Origin of the sequence: Chromobacterium phragmitis, assembly GCF_003325475.1 — a bacterium.
GTDB classification, from domain to species: Bacteria; Pseudomonadota; Gammaproteobacteria; order Burkholderiales; family Chromobacteriaceae; genus Chromobacterium; species Chromobacterium phragmitis.
In genome coordinates this window covers 4,572,873-4,591,111 of sequence record NZ_CP029495.1, presented here as the reverse complement: position 1 = coordinate 4,591,111, position 18,239 = coordinate 4,572,873, and the positions used below count along the sequence as shown (strand labels likewise).

At 64.0% G+C, this 18,239-nt stretch carries 24 protein-coding genes; 8 read left to right on the top strand and 16 right to left on the bottom strand.

Annotated elements, in window-relative coordinates; all coding sequences use genetic code 11:
* Positions 1 to 34 precede the first annotated feature (34 nt).
* Together DK842_RS21725 and DK842_RS21720 are read right to left on the bottom strand one after the other, a co-directional pair.
* The gene (locus tag DK842_RS21725; RefSeq protein WP_114063359.1) at positions 35 to 817 is read right to left on the bottom strand and encodes a class II glutamine amidotransferase; all 783 of its coding nucleotides are present in this window, start codon (positions 815 to 817) and stop codon (positions 35 to 37) included.
* A 164-nt stretch (positions 818 to 981) separates the two neighbouring features.
* The gene (locus DK842_RS21720; protein ID WP_114063358.1) at positions 982 to 1,911 is read right to left on the bottom strand and encodes a LysR family transcriptional regulator; all 930 of its coding nucleotides are present in this window, start codon (positions 1,909 to 1,911) and stop codon (positions 982 to 984) included.
* 141 nt (positions 1,912 to 2,052) lie between these two features.
* Here DK842_RS21720 and DK842_RS21715 point away from each other — a divergent pair, with 141 nt between their 5' ends.
* Both DK842_RS21715 and DK842_RS21710 read left to right on the top strand, forming a co-directional pair.
* A complete protein-coding gene (locus DK842_RS21715) occupies positions 2,053 to 2,913 on the top strand; it encodes an MBL fold metallo-hydrolase (protein WP_114063357.1) in 861 nt (286 codons plus the stop codon).
* 5 nt (positions 2,914 to 2,918) lie between these two features.
* Positions 2,919 to 3,599 (top strand): DsbA family protein, encoded by a 681-nt coding sequence (locus DK842_RS21710; RefSeq protein ID WP_114063356.1) that lies wholly within the window; start codon positions 2,919 to 2,921, stop codon positions 3,597 to 3,599.
* 52 nt (positions 3,600 to 3,651) lie between these two features.
* Here DK842_RS21710 and DK842_RS21705 read toward each other — a convergent pair whose 3' ends face one another.
* Positions 3,652 to 4,098, bottom strand: a complete 447-nt coding sequence (locus DK842_RS21705) for a globin family protein (RefSeq protein WP_114063355.1) — start codon at positions 4,096 to 4,098, stop codon at positions 3,652 to 3,654.
* A gap of 336 nt (positions 4,099 to 4,434) precedes the next feature.
* Here DK842_RS21705 and DK842_RS21700 point away from each other — a divergent pair, with 336 nt between their 5' ends.
* Positions 4,435 to 5,748, top strand: a complete 1,314-nt coding sequence (locus DK842_RS21700; RefSeq protein ID WP_114063354.1) for a chitinase — start codon at positions 4,435 to 4,437, stop codon at positions 5,746 to 5,748.
* 14 nt (positions 5,749 to 5,762) lie between these two features.
* Here DK842_RS21700 and DK842_RS21695 read toward each other — a convergent pair whose 3' ends face one another.
* The 9 genes from DK842_RS21695 to DK842_RS24170 form a co-directional block, all read right to left on the bottom strand.
* Positions 5,763 to 6,491, bottom strand: coding sequence for a peptidylprolyl isomerase (locus DK842_RS21695; protein ID WP_114063353.1), 729 nt, complete (start codon positions 6,489 to 6,491; stop codon positions 5,763 to 5,765).
* A 181-nt stretch (positions 6,492 to 6,672) separates the two neighbouring features.
* Positions 6,673 to 7,455: a peptidylprolyl isomerase gene (locus DK842_RS21690; protein ID WP_114063352.1), complete on the bottom strand. Its 783-nt coding sequence runs from the start codon at positions 7,453 to 7,455 to the stop codon at positions 6,673 to 6,675.
* A 28-nt stretch (positions 7,456 to 7,483) separates the two neighbouring features.
* Complete coding sequence (locus DK842_RS21685; protein WP_114063351.1) at positions 7,484 to 8,272, bottom strand: peptidylprolyl isomerase; 789 nt, start codon at positions 8,270 to 8,272, stop codon at positions 7,484 to 7,486.
* 20 nt (positions 8,273 to 8,292) lie between these two features.
* Positions 8,293 to 8,559, bottom strand: a complete 267-nt coding sequence (locus DK842_RS21680) for a BolA family protein (RefSeq protein ID WP_114063350.1) — start codon at positions 8,557 to 8,559, stop codon at positions 8,293 to 8,295.
* Complete coding sequence (locus DK842_RS21675) at positions 8,556 to 8,858, bottom strand: YciI family protein (protein ID WP_114063349.1); 303 nt, start codon at positions 8,856 to 8,858, stop codon at positions 8,556 to 8,558. Before DK842_RS21675 ends, DK842_RS21680 begins: the two co-directional genes overlap by 4 nt.
* The gene (locus DK842_RS21670) at positions 8,858 to 9,391 is read right to left on the bottom strand and encodes a septation protein A (protein ID WP_114063348.1); all 534 of its coding nucleotides are present in this window, start codon (positions 9,389 to 9,391) and stop codon (positions 8,858 to 8,860) included. Before DK842_RS21670 ends, DK842_RS21675 begins: the two co-directional genes overlap by 1 nt.
* Positions 9,392 to 9,451: 60 nt before the next feature.
* The gene (locus tag DK842_RS21665) at positions 9,452 to 10,393 is read right to left on the bottom strand and encodes an SPFH domain-containing protein (RefSeq protein WP_114063347.1); all 942 of its coding nucleotides are present in this window, start codon (positions 10,391 to 10,393) and stop codon (positions 9,452 to 9,454) included.
* A gap of 9 nt (positions 10,394 to 10,402) precedes the next feature.
* Positions 10,403 to 10,825: an NfeD family protein gene (locus DK842_RS21660; protein WP_114063346.1), complete on the bottom strand. Its 423-nt coding sequence runs from the start codon at positions 10,823 to 10,825 to the stop codon at positions 10,403 to 10,405.
* A 92-nt stretch (positions 10,826 to 10,917) separates the two neighbouring features.
* The gene (locus tag DK842_RS24170) at positions 10,918 to 11,046 is read right to left on the bottom strand and encodes a hypothetical protein (protein WP_268877738.1); all 129 of its coding nucleotides are present in this window, start codon (positions 11,044 to 11,046) and stop codon (positions 10,918 to 10,920) included.
* Between the two features lie 121 nt (positions 11,047 to 11,167).
* Between DK842_RS24170 and DK842_RS21655 the strand changes: the two genes are divergently transcribed.
* Positions 11,168 to 11,782, top strand: coding sequence for an IMPACT family protein (locus tag DK842_RS21655; protein WP_114063345.1), 615 nt, complete (start codon positions 11,168 to 11,170; stop codon positions 11,780 to 11,782).
* A gap of 25 nt (positions 11,783 to 11,807) precedes the next feature.
* Positions 11,808 to 12,743: an exopolyphosphatase gene (locus DK842_RS21650; protein WP_114063344.1), complete on the top strand. Its 936-nt coding sequence runs from the start codon at positions 11,808 to 11,810 to the stop codon at positions 12,741 to 12,743.
* Between the two features lie 45 nt (positions 12,744 to 12,788).
* Here DK842_RS21650 and DK842_RS21645 read toward each other — a convergent pair whose 3' ends face one another.
* Positions 12,789 to 13,448, bottom strand: coding sequence for an HAD family hydrolase (locus DK842_RS21645; protein ID WP_114063343.1), 660 nt, complete (start codon positions 13,446 to 13,448; stop codon positions 12,789 to 12,791).
* A 103-nt stretch (positions 13,449 to 13,551) separates the two neighbouring features.
* Between DK842_RS21645 and DK842_RS21640 the strand changes: the two genes are divergently transcribed.
* The 3 genes from DK842_RS21640 to DK842_RS21630 all read left to right on the top strand — a co-directional run bounded on the left by DK842_RS21640 (position 13,552) and on the right by DK842_RS21630 (position 16,290).
* Entirely contained in the window at positions 13,552 to 14,199 is a 648-nt protein-coding gene (locus DK842_RS21640) for a ParA family protein (protein ID WP_114063342.1), read from the top strand.
* Positions 14,200 to 14,382: 183 nt separating this feature from the next.
* On the top strand, positions 14,383 to 15,333 hold the full coding sequence (locus DK842_RS21635) for a GMP reductase (RefSeq protein ID WP_114063341.1): 951 nt from the start codon (positions 14,383 to 14,385) through the stop codon (positions 15,331 to 15,333).
* A 180-nt stretch (positions 15,334 to 15,513) separates the two neighbouring features.
* Positions 15,514 to 16,290: a substrate-binding periplasmic protein gene (locus tag DK842_RS21630; RefSeq protein ID WP_114063340.1), complete on the top strand. Its 777-nt coding sequence runs from the start codon at positions 15,514 to 15,516 to the stop codon at positions 16,288 to 16,290.
* Positions 16,291 to 16,340: 50 nt separating this feature from the next.
* Here DK842_RS21630 and DK842_RS21625 read toward each other — a convergent pair whose 3' ends face one another.
* The 3 genes from DK842_RS21625 to DK842_RS21615 form a co-directional block, all read right to left on the bottom strand.
* Positions 16,341 to 16,856: a MaoC family dehydratase gene (locus tag DK842_RS21625; RefSeq protein WP_114063339.1), complete on the bottom strand. Its 516-nt coding sequence runs from the start codon at positions 16,854 to 16,856 to the stop codon at positions 16,341 to 16,343.
* A 72-nt stretch (positions 16,857 to 16,928) separates the two neighbouring features.
* Positions 16,929 to 17,690: an alpha/beta fold hydrolase gene (locus tag DK842_RS21620; RefSeq protein ID WP_114063338.1), complete on the bottom strand. Its 762-nt coding sequence runs from the start codon at positions 17,688 to 17,690 to the stop codon at positions 16,929 to 16,931.
* 16 nt (positions 17,691 to 17,706) lie between these two features.
* Positions 17,707 to 18,153 carry a GNAT family N-acetyltransferase gene (locus DK842_RS21615; protein ID WP_269779803.1) on the bottom strand — a complete coding sequence of 149 codons (447 nt, stop codon included), beginning with the start codon at positions 18,151 to 18,153 and terminating at the stop codon, positions 17,707 to 17,709.
* Positions 18,154 to 18,239: the final 86 nt, after the last annotated feature.

The window sequence follows — 18,239 nt, the reverse complement described above, 5'->3', positions numbered from 1 at the left end:
TTCCTTCAGCATAACCGCTATCGCCGCCCGGGTGTCAGGCGGCTGGTTTGCGGACCAGCAACGGCGCGCCGTCGCGGAACAGGATCAGTTCGCCGGGCGACAGCGCGGTCCAGCTCTCGTTGTCGGTCAGCGGCTGGGTGGCGATCATCGCCACCTGGTCGCGCGGGGTGGTGACGGCGGAAAAGTCGACGCTGACGTCGTCGTCCACCAGGTGGGCGGTATCGAACGGCGCGCGGCGGATGATGTAGTGCAAATGGGTGGAGCAGTGTACGAACAGCGCCTCGCCGTTGCTGAGCATGAAGTTGAACACGCCGCTGGCGCTGATTTCGTCGGCCAGTCGAGCCACTTCTTCGAACAACGCTTCCAGTTCCGGCGGCTCCGCCCATTTGGCGCGCAGCCTTTCCATCAGATGGCAGAACGCGCGCTCGGAGTCGGTGGTGCCGACCGGGCGGTAGTGCCGGCCTTGCTCAGGCTGGAAACCGTCCAGATTGCCGTTGTGGGCGAATATCCAGTACTGGCCCCACATCTCGCGCATGAAGGGGTGGGTGTTGGCCAGGTTGACCACGCCCTGGGTCGCTTTGCGGATGTGGGCGATCACGTTTTCCGATTTGATCGGGTAGCGTCGCACCAGATCGGCGACCGGGGATTCCACCGATGGCTTGTCGTCGAGAAACACCCGGCAGCCTTTGTCTTCGAAGAAAGCGATGCCCCAGCCGTCGGCATGGTGGTCGGTGAGGCCGCCGCGGCGGTGAAAGCCTTCGAATGAGAACAGGATGTCGGTCGGGATATTGCAATTCATGCCCAGCAGCTGGCACATCGGCGTGATTCCACTTCTGATACGGGTTGCACGGCTCCGGCTTGTCCGCCGGGTGGTCTTGTAGCTGAGCTTAGGCGATCTGGCGGGCGCAGGCAATCGTCCCGAGCGGGTCGATAGCAAAAGTTATGCGCTCATGCTGGAACGGTATAAGCGAACGGGCGCGATCAAGCGGTGCGGCCGGCCAGCGCGGTAGGGATGTCCCATGGCGCCAGGGGACCGCCGAAGCGGTCGACCAGGAAGTCCAGCAGGCTGCGCAACGCCAGCGGCACCAGCCGCCGCGAAGGATAGAGCGCGTGTATGCCCAGCACCATGGGCTGCCAGTCCGGCAGCAAGGCCACCAGCTCGCCCCGGCTGACATGGGGCGCGGCCAGATAGCTGGGCTGCATCGCGACGCCGGCCCCGGCGATGGCGGCGCTGAGCAGCGCGCTGGCTTCGTTGGCGCTGATGTTGCCCGCCACCCGCGCCCGCCTTTCCTCGCCGCCGCGCGTCAGCTTCCATTCGCTGCGGCCGAAGTTGCTGTAGCTGAGGCAGCGATGGCGTTCAAGGTCTTCGGGCGCGGCGGGCGCGCCGTGGCGGGCCAGGTAGGCTGGCGAGGCCACCAGCAGCGAGCGGCAGTCGCATAGCCGGCGGCCCACCAGGCCGGGATCGGGTTCGTTGGTAATGCGGATGGCGAGGTCTATTCTTTCTTCAATCAGGTTGACCGCGCGGTCGCCCAGCTGCAGATCCACCCGCAGCTGGGGATGGCGCTCGCTGAACTCCGCCACCGCGTCGCCGAGCACCGCGAGGCCGAAGGAGGTGCTGGCGGCCACGCGCAGCAGGCCCCGAACCTGGCCGTCGCGCTGGCTGGCGTCGGCGCGGACCTCGTCCGCCAGTTCCAGCATCTGCCGGCAGCGGGCAAGACAGGCCAGGCCGGCGTCGGTGAGCGTGACTTTGCGGGTGGAGCGTTGCAGCAGCCGCACGCCCAGCCATTGCTCCAGCTCTTCGACGTAACGGGTGACCATGGGGCGGGACATGTCCAGCTTGTCGCCGGCGGCGGTGAAGCTGCCCAATTGGGCGACTTCGGCGAATACCTGCATGGCGGTGAGTCGGTCCATTTATATGTACGATTTGAGAAACAATAATGTGCAGTTTAACCCATTTATTGGATCGATTCCTGCGCTTATAGTGTGCGCATCTTCATTGAAACGCAGTTCAACCCGCCGGCGGGCGCCGGCATTAGACCAAGGAGTCACCTTATGATCCGCCAAACCCTGATCGCCGCCGCTCTCGCCGCCGCCGGTTTCGCCCATGCGGGCGACCTGAAACTGTCGGTGTACAACGCCGACGGCAACAGCTTCAATGTTTCTTCCGTGCTGGTCACCGGCGACAAGGACGCCGTGCTGATCGACACCGGCTTCACCCGCGCCGACGCCTACCGCATCGCCGCCAAGGTGCTGGACAGCGGCAAGAACCTGAAAACCATCTACGTGAGCCAGGCCGATCCGGACTACTATTTCGGCGCTTCGGTGCTGAAGCAGATTTTCCCCAAGGCCGAGCTGGTGGCCGCGCCGGAAGTGCTGGCCCACATCAAGGGCAATGTGAAGGGCAAGGTAGCGTTCTGGGGCCCGAAGATGGGCGCCAACGCGCCGCAAGCCAAGCCGCTGCTGCCGACCGCGTTGAAGACTGACAAAATCATGCTGGAAGGCAAGGCGCTGGAACTGCGCGACACCAAGGGCGTGATGGCGCACCGCGGCTATATGTGGATTCCGTCCATCCGCGCCATCGTCGGCAACGTGGGCATCTACTCCGGCATGCATGTATGGACCGCCGACACTCAGAACGACGCCGAACGCAAAGGCTGGTACAAGCAGCTGGACGACATGGAAGCGTTGAAGCCGGAAGTGGTGGTGCCGGGCCACATGATCGCCGGCGACAAGATGGACGTGTCCGCCATCCGCTATACCCGCGACTACCTGAAGACCTTCGAAGCCAAGAATGCCGAAACCCGCAACAGCGGCGAGCTGATCGAGGCGATGAAGCAGGCCTACCCGAACGCGGCCGAAGTCTCCACGCTGGAGCTGGGCGCCAAGGTGCGCAAGGGCGAGATGAAGTGGTGACCAGCATGAAACTGCATTACTTCTACGACCCGCTGTGCGGCTGGTGCTACGGCGCCTCCCCGCTGCTGCAGGCAGCGGCCGCGCTGCCCGGCGTCAGCGTGGAAATGCACGCCGGCGGCATGATAGATGAGGAAGAGGGCCGCGTGATCACCGCTGACTGGCGCGCTTACGTGATGCCGCACGACAAGCGCATCGCCCAGATGAGCGGCCAGCCTTTCGGTGACGCGTACTACGATGGTTTGCTGAACGACATCGGCGCGCCGCTGGCTTCCAACCTGCCGATCGCGGCGGTGTTGGCGGCGGACACGCTGGGCATCCTGCCTCTGGCGATGCTGGCCCGCATCCAGCGCGCCCATTACCAGGAAGGGCGCCGCATCGCTGAGTTCTCGGTGCTGAGCGAATTGGCGACGGAGCTGGGCGCGGACGCGGCATCCTTCCGGACGGCCTGGCAGTCCGCTCGAGACGAGGCCGAAACGCACATCGACGACACTCGCCGCCAGATGGGCCGTTTGGGCTTGCGCGGTTTCCCGTCGGTGGTGCTGGAGCAGGACGGCAAGCTGGAGCGGCTGGAGTTGTCCGGCTGGCTGGGCAAGCCCGCGCAACTGGCCGCCGCGCTTGCCGAGCGCCTGCCGAAGGCCGAGTCGGTCGACGACGCGCTGTTCTGCACGCCAGACAGTTGCCGCTAAGCCATTTTGAAGTCCACCCTTTGCCGCCGCTCCTCCGGGAGGGGCGGTTTTTTCATTCTTCAGCGTGGGACGTCGGCAGCTGCTCCGGATAGGCGGCCTGCTTCATCACCGTCGCCATCAAGCGGAAGGTGTCCACCCAGGCGGCGCGCAGCTCCTGAGTCCAGGCCTCCTCCCCGAGCCCTTGTTTCAGCGTCCACAGCAGGGCGTTGCCGACCGGCGTGTAGTCGCCGGGCTTGACCCCGTAATCGACGTGGCGCTGGGCAAGCTTGTTCAGCACCGGCGCCAGCTGCTGCAGATCGTCCAGGCCCTTGACCGCCAGCTTCAGCGTCGACATCAGCATGTGCCGCTGCGTCGCCATGTCTTTCTTGAACAGCGAGCGCAGATCGGGCGCGTATTCGAACAGCTTGTCGTAGAACAGCTTGGCGGCGTCGTCGGCGATGGGCTCCACCTTGGCGAAGCTTTCCTGGACCAGGCGGATTTGCTGCTGGGTGAGGGACATGTCTCGCTCCTTGCTGCGGGTAATGCATTCAGGATAGCAAATGGACAGGATGGCAAAAGACAGAAGCGACGGGCGAAAAGCGAAAGCGCCGGCGCGGCATTGAGCGTATCCATTGCCAGGCAATCCCGGCGGCCCGGCCGAGAGGCTGGGTGGAGGAACCGAAGATCAGGGCGCGCCATCCTTATCCGAATGCGATAGCGTGAATGAATTGTAGTTTGCAGATGGATTGATATTTATTTGACATTTTTCGCTTGAATGCTACTGCTGGCGACATACGATTAAATACCAATTTGATACCAATAAAGCACCCATTTAACCGACGCGAGGAGATACCCGATGCGGATGACGATGAGAGAAGCGGGCCAGCTATTGGCCGCGGCGGCATGGCTGGCGCAGGGCCAGGCTGCTTGGGCGGCTTGCCAGGCTTGGGCGGAGGGGAGGGCTTACCAGGCTGGCGATGTGGTGGCCTACCAGAGCGCCAATTACACCGCCTTGGTGTCACATACCGCTTATCCCGGCGCCAACTGGAACCCCGCCGCGACGCCGACTTTGTGGAAGGCTGGCGGCGGCTGCGAAGGCGGCGATCCGACTCCGCCCGCGCCGCCGAATCCTCCCGCTCCGCCGAGTCCGCCGCCGGGAGATCCCGCGCCTTTCGCCAAACACGCGCTGGTGGGTTATTGGCACAATTTCGCCAATCCCAGCGGGCCGGCCTTCCCGTTGTCCCAGGTGTCCGATGACTGGGACGTGATCGTGGTGGCCTTCGCCGACGACGCGGGCAACGGCAACGTCAGCTTCGCGCTTGACCCGGCTGCCGGCAGCGCCGCTCAGTTCATCCAGGACATCCGCGCCAAGCAGGCAAAGGGCAAGAGGGTGGTGTTGTCGCTGGGCGGGCAGAACGGGTCGGTGACGCTGAACAGCGCGGCTCAGACTCAGAATTTCGTCAACAGTCTGGCCGCCATCATCGGCCAGTATGGTTTTGACGGCATCGATCTGGATCTGGAGAGCGGAGTATCGGTGGGCGCGCCGGTCGTGAGCAATCTGGTGACCGCGGTGAAACAACTGAAGGCCAAGATCGGACCGCGTTTCTATCTGTCGATGGCGCCCGAGCATCCCTATGTCCAGGGCGGTTATGTGGCCTACGGCGGCAACTGGGGCGCCTATCTGCCCATCATCGACGGCCTGCGCGACGAGCTCTCGGTGATCCACGTGCAGTATTACAACAATGGCGGGCTGTATTCGCCGTATTCCACCGGCGCGTTGGCCGAGGGGTCGGTGGACATGCTGGTAGGGGGCAGCAAGATGCTGATCGAGGGCTTCGCCATCGGCAATGGCGCGTCCGGCAGCTTCAAGGGCCTCAGGCCGGATCAGGTGGCCTTCGGCGTGCCCTCCGGGCGCAGTTCGGCCAATTCCGGCTTCGTCACGCCGGACACCGTCGCCAAAGCGCTGACTTGCCTGACCGCGCTGCAGGGGTGCGGAGCGGTCAAGCCGGCGCAGGCCTACCCGAGCTTCCGCGGCGCGATGACGTGGTCCATCAACTGGGATCGTCGCGACGGCTACGCCTTCTCCCAGCCGGTGGCGGCCAGCCTGCGCCAGTTGCCGGCTGCGGCGAGCGTGAAAAAAGCCGCCGGCGGGACGCGGGCGGCTAGGTGACGCGGGGCCGTCGCTCAGGCGGCGGTCATCTGGTAGCCGCTGATTTCGGCGGCGGAAACCAGCATGTTCAGGTATTCGTGCATGGCTTGGTTGACCGCCATGTCGGTCAGGTACTGTTGCAGGCGCTCCTGAATCTCATCGAAACCGATCTTGCCGCCTTGCTCGCGCTGTTCCACCTGAATGATGTGGTAGCCGAACTGGGTTTCCACCAGGCGCGGGGTGATCTGGCCAGCTTCGGTGCTGAATACGGCTTGCTCGAATTCCGGCACCATCTGGCCGCGGCCGAACTGGCCGAGACCGCCGCCTTGCTTGCCGGACGGGCAGGTGGAGTGTTCCTGCGCCAGCGCGGCGAAGCGCGACGGGCTGGCTTGCACCTCGGCCAGGATGCCTTCGGCCTTGGCCTTGATCAGGCCGGCTTCCAGGCCTTCGCCCTTGGGCAGCAGGATATGGTTGGCCACGGCGCTTTCGCCGGTGTTGAAACGCTCGGGATAACGTTCGTAGAACTCGCGGCAGCTGGCTTCGTCGATGGGCTGCACTTCCAGTTTCTGGTCCAGCAGGGCCTGGATGGCCTGTTGCTCGTCGGCCACGTCCAGGCCTTCGCTCTTGGCCTGCTGCACCAGCAGCGTGTGCAGGATCAGCTGCTGGATGGCGGTGTCGCGCGGGCTGGGGGTGTCTGCGTAGTGGTCCAGCTGGGAGGCGATCATGTCTTCGCTGATTTCAACGCCGTTGACGGTGATGGTCATCTGAGTTTCCTGTAAAGGGAGAGCGGCCGGCTAATGGCGCTTCCGGATGGGCTGCCGACGGCAGCGAGCGACAAGGGCAGGGCGGACCTGCTTGCGAATGTGCGCGAAGGTAAGCGCGGAGGGGGGCGCTGTCAAGCAAAACGGGGACGGCAGGCCGTCCCCGTCGAGCCAGCGCGGATGCTTATTGCTGGATCTGCGCCTTGGCCTTCAGGTCGGCGATGTACTTCTCGATGCGAGCGCTCATGACGTGCTGAGTCAGTTGGGGACGAACTTCCTCCAGTTGCGGCACGTTGCGTTGGCTGCGAACGTCGTCCAGCTTGATCACATGCCAGCCATACTCGGTCTTCACCGGCTTGGCGGTCACTTCGCCTTTGGCCAGCTTGGTCATCGCCTCGGAGAACGGAGCGGCGAAAATGCTGGCTTCCTGCCATTCCAGATCGCCGCCCTTGTTCTTGCTGCCCGGGTCCATCGACTTTTCCTTGGCCAGCTTGTCGAAGGCCTTGCCCTTCTTCAGCGCTTCGATCACGGCCTTGGCTTCGGCTTCAGTCTTCACCAGGATATGGCGGGCATGGTATTGCTTGACTTCCGGAATCGCTGCAACCTGTTTGTCGTACTCGGCCTTCAAGTCGGCTTCGCTGACCGGATTGGCCTTTTCGTAGTCCTTGATCAGACGGCTGGCCAGCGCCATCGCTTGCATGTTGGCCACTTCGGCGGCGAACTCGGGCGATTTGTCCAGGCCCTTTTTCACGGCCTCCTGACGCAGCACCTCGGCGTTCACCAGTTGCTCCTTGATCTGATCGCGGGCTTGAGGATTCACGTTCTGGCCCTGGGCTTCCATCATTTTGACCACGACGTCGATGCGAGCGTCGGAGATCGGCTGGCCGTTCACGGTCGGACCGGCCACGGCGATGGCGCTGCCGGCGAAAGCGGCTACCAGGGCAGTTTGCAGCAGGAGTTTACGCATGTTGTTCTATTCCCGGATTAAGGAGGGGTTACTGGATCTTGCTCTTGGCGCGCAGGTCTTCCACGGCCTTGGCAATGGCTTCTTCCTGCAGCTGGCGGGCAATTTGGGGCTTCACCGCGTCAAGCTGCGGAAGCTGGGCATTGCGGACGTCGGCAACCTTGAATACGTGCCAACCCAATGGCGATTGATAAGGCGCGGCGCTGATTTGGCCTTTGGCGATGGCCTTGAGCGCGTCGGCCAGTTTGGGCTCCATGCGGGACAGATTGCCCCAGTTCATGTCGCCGCCGCTTTGCTTGGCGTTGGGGTCGATGGAACGGGTCTTGACCAACTCGTCGAACTTGGCGCCCTTTTTCAGTTGCGCGATGACTTTTTGCGCGTCGGCCTCGCTGCCCAGCGTGATTTGATAAGCGTGGACTTCCTTGGTGCCGGAGAGCTGTGAGGCCATCTCGTCGTAGCGGGCCTTGATCTGGGCGTCGCCGACATTGGCTTTTTCGGCGATGTCGGCGAACAAGGCGTCGCGCAGCAGCTCGGCGCGCACTTCGTCCATGCGCTTGACGAAAGCCGGCTGCTTGTCCAGGCCGCGGCGAGAAGCCTCTTGCAGGATCAGCTGGCGGCCGATCAGAGAGTTCTTCAACTGCTCGCGCAGCTCGGGGCTGTCCTGTACTTTGCCGCCGCTGTTCTGCACCACGTTGGCGACTGCTGCGTCGAGTTCGGATTTGTCGATGGCGGCGCCGTTGACCACTGCGATCGACTCCGCGGCGACCGGCAGGCTGATCGCGGCAGCCAACAGCAAGGCGGCGATGCGGGAAGATTTCATATTGTTCCTTTAATGGAAATTCAGAGTTCTTCTGGCGTAAGGGCGCGGATAGCCAGCGCGTGCACGCGGCCGGACATCAGTTCGCCCAGAGTCTGGTAGATCAGTCGGTGCCGCGCCACGCGATTCAGGCCGGCGAAGCGCGCGCTGACGATGGTCAGCGTATAGTGGCCGCCGCCGCTCCTGGCGCCGGCATGGCCGGCATGCTGCGCGCTGTCGTCCTGGATGTCCAGATGTTCCGGCTCAAGCGCCCGCAGCGCGGCCTCCAGCATTCGCACGGTATCGCTCATGCTGGAAACACCTGGCGGAACGGCTTGACCTCCACGCCGGCGTAGACGCCCGCTGCGAGATAGGGGTCGGCATCGGCCCAGGATCGGGCGTCGGCCAGCGACGGGAACTCGGCCACGATCAGGCTGCCGGAAAAGCCGGCGGGACCAGGGTCGACGCTGTCTATCGCCGGGAACGGGCCGGCGAGCTTCAGACGTCCGGCGTCCTGCAGCGCTTGCAGTCGCGCCAGGTGCTCGGGGCGGGCGGCGAGGCGCCTGTCCAGCGTGCCGGGCGCGTCTTGCGCCATGATGGCGTACAGCATTATTTCTTTTCCTCGATGTACTTGGCCAGGAACAGGCTTTGGGCGATCACGAACAGCAGCATCAGGCCCATGCCGCCGAACAGCTTGAAATTGACCCAGACGTCTTCGCTGAAATGGTAGGCGACGAACAGGTTCAGCCCGCCCATGAAGGCGAAGAAGCCGCACCAGGCCCAGGTGAGCTTGCGCCACACCGGGCCGGGCATCTCGATTTGCTTGCCCATCATCAGCCGCAGGCCGTTCTTGCCGGCGAATTCGCTGATCAGCAGACCGGCGCCCATCACCCAGTACAGCACGGTGGGCTTCCACATGATGAAGTGCTTGTCGTGCAGCAGCAGCGTGGCGCCGCCCAGCACCACGATCAGCCCGAGGCTGACCCATTGCATGGTGTCCACTTTGCGGTGCTTGATCCAGGCCCAGGCCACCATCACCGCGGTGGCGGCGATGGCCACGCCGGTGGCGACGAACATGTCGCGCGTCAGCCAGTAGGCACCGAAGAACAGCAGGACGGGGAGGAGGTCGGTAAAAAATTTCATGCGGGTGATTATGGGGGCTGGCGCGGCCAGATTCAAGCCGCGCCGGGGTTTGCGAAGGGATTAACGGTTAGTTTGTTTGACGACGCTGAGCGCGCTCGCGACCAACCCGCCGACGTCGGCGACGTTGCTCGGCATGATGATGGTATTGTTTTCCTTGGCCAATTTGCCGAAGGCGTCGATGTACTGCTCGGCCACTTTCAGGTTGACCGCCTCGATGCCGCCCTCGGTGCGGACCGCGCCGGCGATGCGGTTGATCGCGTCGGCGGTGGCGTCGGCCACCAGCCGGATCGCCTCGGCTTCGCCCATCGCCTGGTTGATCGCCGCCTGCTTGCCGCCTTCGGAATTGTTGATGGTGGCCTGCATCTCGCCCTGGGATTTCTGGATCGCCGCCTCGCGCGCGCCGGTGGCCAGGTTGATCTGCTCCACCTTCACGCCTTCGGATTGGGCGATGCGGGCGCGTTTTTCCCGCTCGGCGGTGATTTGCGCCTGCATCGCGTGCAGGATGTCCTGCGGCGGCACCAGGTCCTTGATCTCGTAGCGCAAGACCTTGACGCCCCAGTTTATGGCGGCTTCGTCCAACGAGGCCACTACGCTGCGGTTGATGTCGTCGCGCTCTTCAAATGTTTTGTCCAGCTCCAGCTTGCCGATCACCGAGCGCAGCGTGGTCTGGGACAGCTGGGTGATGGCGACGATGTAATTGCTGGTGCCGTACGACGCCAGCTTGGCGTCGGTGACCTGGAAGTACAGGATGCCGTCCACCTTGAGCTGGGTGTTGTCGCGGGTGATGCAAATCTGGCTGGGCACGTCCAGCGGGATCTCCTTCAGGCTGTGCTTGTAGGCGATGCGGTCGATGAACGGGGTGATGATGTTGAGGCCGGGCGTCAGCGTGGCGTGGTAGCGTCCCAGCCGCTCGACGATGTAGGCGTGCTGCTGCGGCACCACCGCCAGCGACTTGAAAATGAAGATGACGACGGCCAGAAACAGGATCAGGACGATTTCCATGGGGCTCTCTTATTGCGGTTGTTGTGACGAGATCTTGAACAGATTGCCTTCGCGGCCTGAGATGTAGCCAGTGCCGCCGGCGTCCAGCCGATTGTCCAGCAGCAGGGCGTCCCACTCGGCGCCGCGGTAGTGGATGCGGGCGTGGCCGGGGGTCGTCAGCGCGCGGATTTCCACCTGCTGGCCCCAGTCGGGATCATCTTGCGGAGCGGGGGGGCGCATCAGCTTGCGGCGGCGGCGGTAGATCGCGAACAGGCCTGCCGAGCCGCTGACGCTGGCGGCCAGCCATTGCCAGTGTTCCGGGGCGCCGAGCCAGGCGGCGATGCCGCCGCAGGCCAAGGCCAGCGCCACCATCAACAGATAGAAGGTGCCTGAAACGAATTCGGCGATCAGCGCGACCAGCGCGCAGCCGAACCAGAAGGTGAGTTGCGACATGCATTCCTCAGCGGGCGATCATCACGGTTATTGTCCGGCCATTTCTTACGAATGACAACGGGGTCGCCGGCGGGCGGCGGCGCGGACAAGGCTCAGACGTGGTCGCGATCAGGCAGGTGATGGGACAGATGGATGGCGTCCTCGCTGTCCAGCCAGCATGTCCTCACATACAGCCACAGGCCGGCGGCGATCACGGGAATAAGCAGAAGCAGGGTGGTCATGGCCAAGCCCTCCGGGTGGGTGCCCGTTTTCAGTTTAGTCCGAGAATGCGACGCCGGCGGTGCCTGATCGCAGCCTCCGGGTTTACAATGCCCGCCCGTTTCAGACCGCAGGATGGGTTGAATGTTCCAGGTGCAAGAAAAGGCCCAGGCCGAGGTGGAAATCCGCAAGAGCCGGTTCATCGGCATCGTGCTGCCGGTGGCCAGCCGCGACGAGGCGATGCGCGAGCTGTCGGCCATACGCGCCCGCTGGCCGGATGCACGCCACTACTGCGCGGTGTTGCTGTGCGCCGGCGACTCCATGCTGGATGACGACGGCGACTCCATGCTGGATGACGACGGCGAGCCGTCGGGCACGGCGGCCAGGCCGATGTACAACGTGCTGCAGCACAAGCACATCGTCAATGTGCTGGCCGTGGTGGTGCGCTACTTCGGCGGCATCAAATTGGGTGCGGGCGGCTTGGTCAGAGCCTACACTCAAGCTGTCAACGCCGCGCTGGCCGAGGCTGAGCTGGCGCCGCTGAGCCGCACTTGTTTGCGGCGGCTGGCGGTGGCGTTCTCCGGCGAGGCGCGCTTGAGGCGCGCGTGCCAGGAGATGGATTTGGCTGTGGCGGATCAGCAGTACGCGGATCGGGTATGGCTCACGGTTGAGCTGCCCGAGGCGGATGTGGAGGCGAGGTTGGCCGAACTGGCCGACCGGATGGCCGGCGCGCTGGAGGTGGCGTCGCCGGACGGCTGACGAGGACACGGAACGGGAGGCGCAGATGACGCAGCAGAAACAGTACCGGCTGGTGACGCGAAGCGATTTCGACGGCTTGGTGTGCGCGGTATTGCTCAACGAACTCAAGCTGATCAAGGAGGTGATGTTCGCCCATCCGAAGGACATGCAGGACGGCAAGGTGGAAATCACCGGCGACGACATCACCACCAATCTGCCTTATGTCGCCAAAGCCCATCTGGTGTTCGATCACCATTTGTCGGAAACGCTGCGCAACGCCACCGATGTCGACAATTACGTGATCGATCCGCGCGCGCCGTCCGCCGCCCGCGTGGTGTACAACCACTACGGCGGCAAGAAGGCCTTCCCCGACATCGGCGACGAGATGATGGCGGCGGTGGACAAGGCCGACTCCGCCCAGTTCAGCATCGACGAAATCCTCAATCCCAGCGGCTGGGTGCTGCTCAACTACCTGATGGACGCGCGTACTGGCCTGGGGCGCTTCCGAGAGTTCAAAGTCGGCAATTTCCAGCTGATGATGGACTTGATCGGTTACTGCCGAAACCACAGCATAGACCAGATCCTGGCGTTGCCAGACGTGCAGGAGCGGGTGGCGCTGTATCGCCAGTACGAGACGCTGGCCAAGGAACAGATCCGCCGCTGCGCGCGGGTGCACGGCAATGTGGTGGTGCTGCATTTGCAGCACGAGGAAACCATCTACCCGACCAATCGTTTCATGATTTACGCGCTGTTTCCTGACTGCAACATCTCCATCCATGTGATGTGGGGGCTGAATAAGCAGAATACGGTGTTCGCGGTGGGGAAATCCATCGTCAACCGCACCTCCCGCACCAATATCGGCGCGCTGATGCTGCAGTACGGCGGAGGCGGCCACGAGGCGGCGGGCACCTGCCAGGTCGGGCACGATCAGGCCGACGACGTGCTGGATGAGCTGATCGCCCGCATCCGCGGTCACGGCTGAGGGGCTCAAGGCGGGCGAGTCCCGCGCGCGGGTCCGCCGTCGCGTCTATAGCGTTTTCAGGATCGCCAGCGCCTGCGACAGGTCGCCGCAGGTCGCCAGCGCTTGCGCGCGCTGCGCATCGCTGGGCGTGATCAGGTCAGGAACCAGTATCACCCTGGCGCCGGCGGCGATGCCGGCCTGCATGCCGTAGGGGGAGTCCTCCAGCACCACGCAGCGCTCGGGCCGCGCGCCCAGCAGGGCGGCGGCGGCGAGATAGATGTCCGGTTCCGGCTTGGTGCGGGCGATTTCGTCGCCGGCAATGGTGTGCCGGAAATAATGAGCCAGCCCGCTGCGCGCCAGCTTGACGTCAGCGATCTCTCGCCGGGTGGAAGTGGCTACCGCGCGCGGAATGCTTTGGCTCGCCGCCCAGTCCAGCAGCTCCAAGATGCCGGTTTTCAGTGGAATTTCCTCCTGTTCCAGCATGCGGCGATAGCATGCGCGGCTGGTCTGCTGCAGCCGCGCGGCCAACTCCTCGCTTGCCAGATACTCCGCGATGTAGTGGGCGCAGCGGGCTTCGGACAGCCCCACCATTCCCATCAACATCGCGTCGTCCACCGGTATGCCCAATTCTGCTCCCGCGCGGCGGGTCGCGGCGCAGGATAGGGTCTCGGTGTCCAGCATCAAGCCATCCATATCGAACAGCAAAGCGTCAAAACTACGGTTCATGCGATCTCCTTTCTACCCGAAACTATCGGTTTAGCCGGCTGCCGGCAAGGGCGATGACTCTGGTATAGTGATCCCGGTCAAGCACAAGGCGAGGGAGGCGAGGGTGAGGTCGGTACTGATAGCGAATCCCAAGGGGGGCAGCGGCAAGTCGACGCTGGCCACCAATCTGGCCGCTTATTTTGCAGCCCGTGGCAAGAAGGTGATGTTGGGGGATGTCGACCGCCAGCAGACCTCCTTGCACTGGCTGGCCCGGCGCGATCACGCTTTGCCCGGCATTTCTGGCTGGGAAGTGGCGCCCAACGAGCCCAGGCGCCCGCCGCGCGGCACCGAGGTGGTGGTGCTGGACAGTCCGGCCAGCCTGCACGGCAAGAAGCTGACCTCGCTGCTGTCGCAAGTGGGGCACGTGATCGTGCCGATTCAGCCTTCGCCGTTCGACATGTGGGCCAGCGAGGCCTTTTTCGAGCAGATGCTGGAGGAAAAGGCCATCCGCAAGAACAAGGCCTATATGGCGGTGGTGGGCATGCGGGTGGATCCGCGCACCCGTTCGGCGCGAGAGCTGGAACAATTCCTGGCGCGGCACGACGTGCCGGTGCTTAGCTGGCTGCGGGATACCCAGCTTTACGTGCAGGCGGCTTCGGCGGGGATGTCCTTGTTCGACCTGCCGGTGTCGCGAACCGGGCGGGATCGCGAAGCTTGGCTGCCCATTTTGCATTGGCTGGGAGAAGACCCGGCGGCCTGGTGCGACAAATAGCAACAATTTTTACATGCAGACTCTTGACGTCGAGATTTAATCGGCGTAGCTTTGCGTCGTAACTACGTGCGAGCCGAAGACAGGCATCGCAGGGGTAGCTGCAAATGGGAGCCTATAGGGCTCCCGTCTTTGTTTGGGGCCCCTGTTTTTTTCATCCAAACCTGTTTTTGTGGGAGCACACGCATGATCAAGACCGAACTCAACTACGGCGACGTATATCTGGTGCCGAAGAAAACCGTGGTGGACAGCCGCAAGGAGTGCGACACCTCTGTGCAATTCGGCCCGCGCCGCTTCGCGATGCCGGTCTACCCGTCCAATATGAAGTCGGTGGTGTCGGCCGAGACCTGCGAGCTGTTCGCCCGCGAAGGCTGGTTCTACACGCTGCACCGCTTCAATGTCGACGCGGTCGCCTTCACCCGCTACATGCAGGAGCAAGGTCTGTTCGCGTCGATCAGCGTCGGCGTCAACGACGACACCTACGAGCAGCTGGACGCGCTGAAAGCCGCCGGCCTAAGTCCCGAATACATGACGCTGGACATCGCCAACGCCTGGTGCGTGAAGGCGGAGCGCATGATCAAGCACATCAAGCAGCATTTCCCGAATACCTTCCTGATCGGCGGCAACGTCGCCACCGCCGAGGCCGCGCGCGACCTGGAAATCTGGGGCTGCGACGCGATCAAGGCTGGCATCGCCGGCGGCCGAGTCTGCATCACCAAGAACAAGACCGGCTTCCACCGTCCGATGGTCTCCACCGTGCGCGACTGTGTGGGCGCGGTGAGCATTCCGGTGATCGCCGACGGCGGCATCGTTGAGCACGGCGATATCGCCAAGGCGCTGGTCTGCGGCGCGACCATGGTGATGGCGGGTTCGCTGTTCGCCGGCTACGACGAATCGGCCGGCGACATCGTAGAAATCGCCGGCAAGCACTACAAGGAATACTTCGGCAGCGCCTCGCAGTTCAACAAGGGCGCCTATGTCAACGTCGAAGGCAAGAAGATCCTGGTCGAATACAAGGGCAGCATTCCCAAGCTGCTGCGCGAACTGCAGGAAGACTTGCAGTCCTCGGTCAGCTACGCAGGCGGCAGCGCGCTGGCCGCGCTGCGCGATGTCGAGATGATCCAGGTCTACCGCTGAAGCCGGATATTTTTGTCTGGATGGAGCGCAACCCCGCGGCAGCGGGGTTTTTGTTGCGGCGGCGGTTAACGGGGTTGTTGTTTCGTGTGCGAACTATGATGAAGCACGGAGCGTAGCGCTGTCCGATGCCGGTCCCCGCATTGCCGGTGGGCTCGCTCCCGTTTTGGGCGGGAGAATGCGATGCCGCGTATTGGATGCTGGCTGTTGGGCGCTGCGATCGGCATGGCCGGGGCGGCCTGCTTGGCCGCCGCCTTGCAGCTGGGCACCGATGAGTGGGCGCCTTATGAGACGGTCAACGAGCAGCAGGCTCCGGGTTTTAGCGTCGAGGTGATCAGGCGCGTTTTCGATCTGATGGGGCAGCCGGTGGAGATCCGCCAGTATCCTTGGGCGCGAGCGCAAAGCATGGCCTACTCCGGACAGAACGATGGCTTGTTTTCGGCCTTTCGGAACGCGGAGCGAGAGGCGCATTGCTATTATCCGGACGAACCATTGGCGCAGGATCGCTGGCTGTTGTTCGTGCGGCGCGACAATCTGAATCGGCTGGCTTACCACTCATTGGCTGATCTGAAGGGACGCCTGGTGGGCGTGGTGCGCGGCGCGGCGGTCTCCCCCGACTTCTGGGCCGCGGTGAGGCGCGACAACGACTATGAGGAAGCGGTGGACGACGACGCCAACTTCCGCAAGCTGCTGGCGGGCCGCGTCGATTATGTCGTGGCCAGCCAGGCCAACGGCGCGCAGGAGCGTTTCAGGATTCCCGGCGGCGAGCAGATCGCGGCGTTGCCGGGCGCGGTGCTGAAGGAGGACGCGTTATACCTGATCTTCAGCAGGCGCACGGTCAGCCCCAAGACAGTGGCGGCGTTCTCCCGGACTCTGCGCCAGTTCAAGCAGAGCGGAGAGTACCGCGCGATCTTTCAGCGCTACTTTCCCGGCATGGGCGATGGAGTCGGCGGCAAATAGTCGCGCGGAGCCGGTGCGCCGCATGGCGCGGCGCGGGCGAAAAGACGGGCTCAGCCGTTTTGCGTCTGAATGGCTCGGCGTTCATGCCGAGCCGCGGCGGCGGGTTGGGTTTCGGTTGGCAGCGAGGAGCGGCATTGCAGCCAGATCGCGCATTCCAGCTGCATCGCTATCGCATCGTCCTGATTGCGGGTGGTCCATTTCACCTTGACTACGCCGAATCCGGGCTGGCTGCCAGAACGGCGCTTTTCCAGCACTTCCACTTCCACTCGCAGCGTGTCGCCGGCGCGTGTCGGCTGCGGCCAGCGCATCTTGTCGATCTGCATGCCGATCAGGCCATTGGCCGCGCGCCCCAGTTCGGACTCCGCCACCAGTCTCATCGACAGGCTGCTGGTGTGCCAGCCGCTGGCGGCCAGTCCGTTGAAGAAGGTTTGCCGCGCCGTTTCCGGATCGGTGTGGAAAGGCTGCGGGTCGAACTGGCGGGCGAAGGAGATGATTTCTTCTTCGCTCAGCGTGTAGCCGGCGCTGAGAAAACGCTGGCCTGGCTGCAGGTCTTCGAAGTAGAGCATGATTAACTTACGTTAACGTAATGTCAGACTCGCAGCATAGCGCCGTCTCAGTTAATGGTCAAAGAATCATTCCTAATCGAGCGACGCCGCAATCGCCGCCGCCAGTCCGGCCGGATTGTCCCACGCCAGCGAATGGCCTGCATCGGCGACGATGCGGGTGGCGATGGCGTGTTTGGGCAAGCCATCGGCGTCCGGGTCCGGCAGCGAGCGCTCGCCGAAAATCACGCAGCGCGGCATGGCCAGCGCCAGCAGTTGTTCGCGCCAGCTGACGGCGCCGCCTTGGATCAGCCCTTTGGCGGCCCGGTGCACGGCGAGCGGCGAGGCGACGGCCATGCTGCCAGCCCAGGCTGGATTGTGGCCGCGGAAGGCGGCGACGATGTCGGCGTGCCCGCAGACGATATAATCCCGCTCATCCTGGACGGCCAGCGCGCGGCTGTAAACGCCGCCGCCGCTGTCCAGATTGGGTTCGGCCAATACCAGGCGCCGGACCTGCTCCGGAAGCAGCGTCGCGAGCTCGATGGCGATGCTGCCGCCCATGCTGTGGCCGAACAGGTCGAATTCGCGCAGCTCCAGCCGCGCGATCCACTCCGCCAGCGTTCGCGCCTGGGCATCCGGCGCGTAGTTGAAATCATCGGGCTTATCGCTGAAGCCGAAGCCCAGCAGGTCGACGAGCAAGGCGCGCCGGCCGGCCAGGCCGGGTTCGGACAGCAGGCGCGGATAGTCGAATGAGGAGGCGCAGCCCAGGCCATGCAGCATGATCAGCGGCGCGCCGTGGCCGGGAATGTCGTGATAGCGCAGGTGGGCGGCGGGTTGGCTGAGTTGATGAGATTTCATCGTCGGATCCTGCGATTTAGTTGATCAGGGCGTATAGCGCGGTATCGCGCGGGAAGCCGTCCGGCGCGATGCGCTCATTGCGCATGATGCCTTCCAGCGCGAAGCCGGCGCGTTCGGCCACCCGGCGGCTGGCCAGGTTTTGCGCGTCGGCCAGGCAGGCGATGCGGCGCAAGCCGAGTTCTTGGCGGGCGAAATCGCATACCGCGCGCGCGGCCTCGCCGATCAGGCCCCGTCCCTGCCAGTCGCGATGGGCCCAGTAGCCGATGTGCGCCTGCCGGTGCCGCCACGAGAGCTGGTGCAGGCCGCAGGCGCCGACGAAATGGCCGCCGTCCTTCAAGAACAGCAGCATGGGAAGCCCTTTGCGGGCCAGGTAGTCGACGCGGCTCTGGCGGCAAAAGGATTCGGAGGTCTCGATCGATGGCTCCTCCAGCGCCCACGGCATGGAGGCGGGGAAGGCGCGCAGCTGCGCCAGCGAGGCGCTGACGGCGGCGTAGACGATGGGGCGTCTCCCGGCATCGGGCTGCGGAGTGTCAGGCGTTCGCTTTCGAT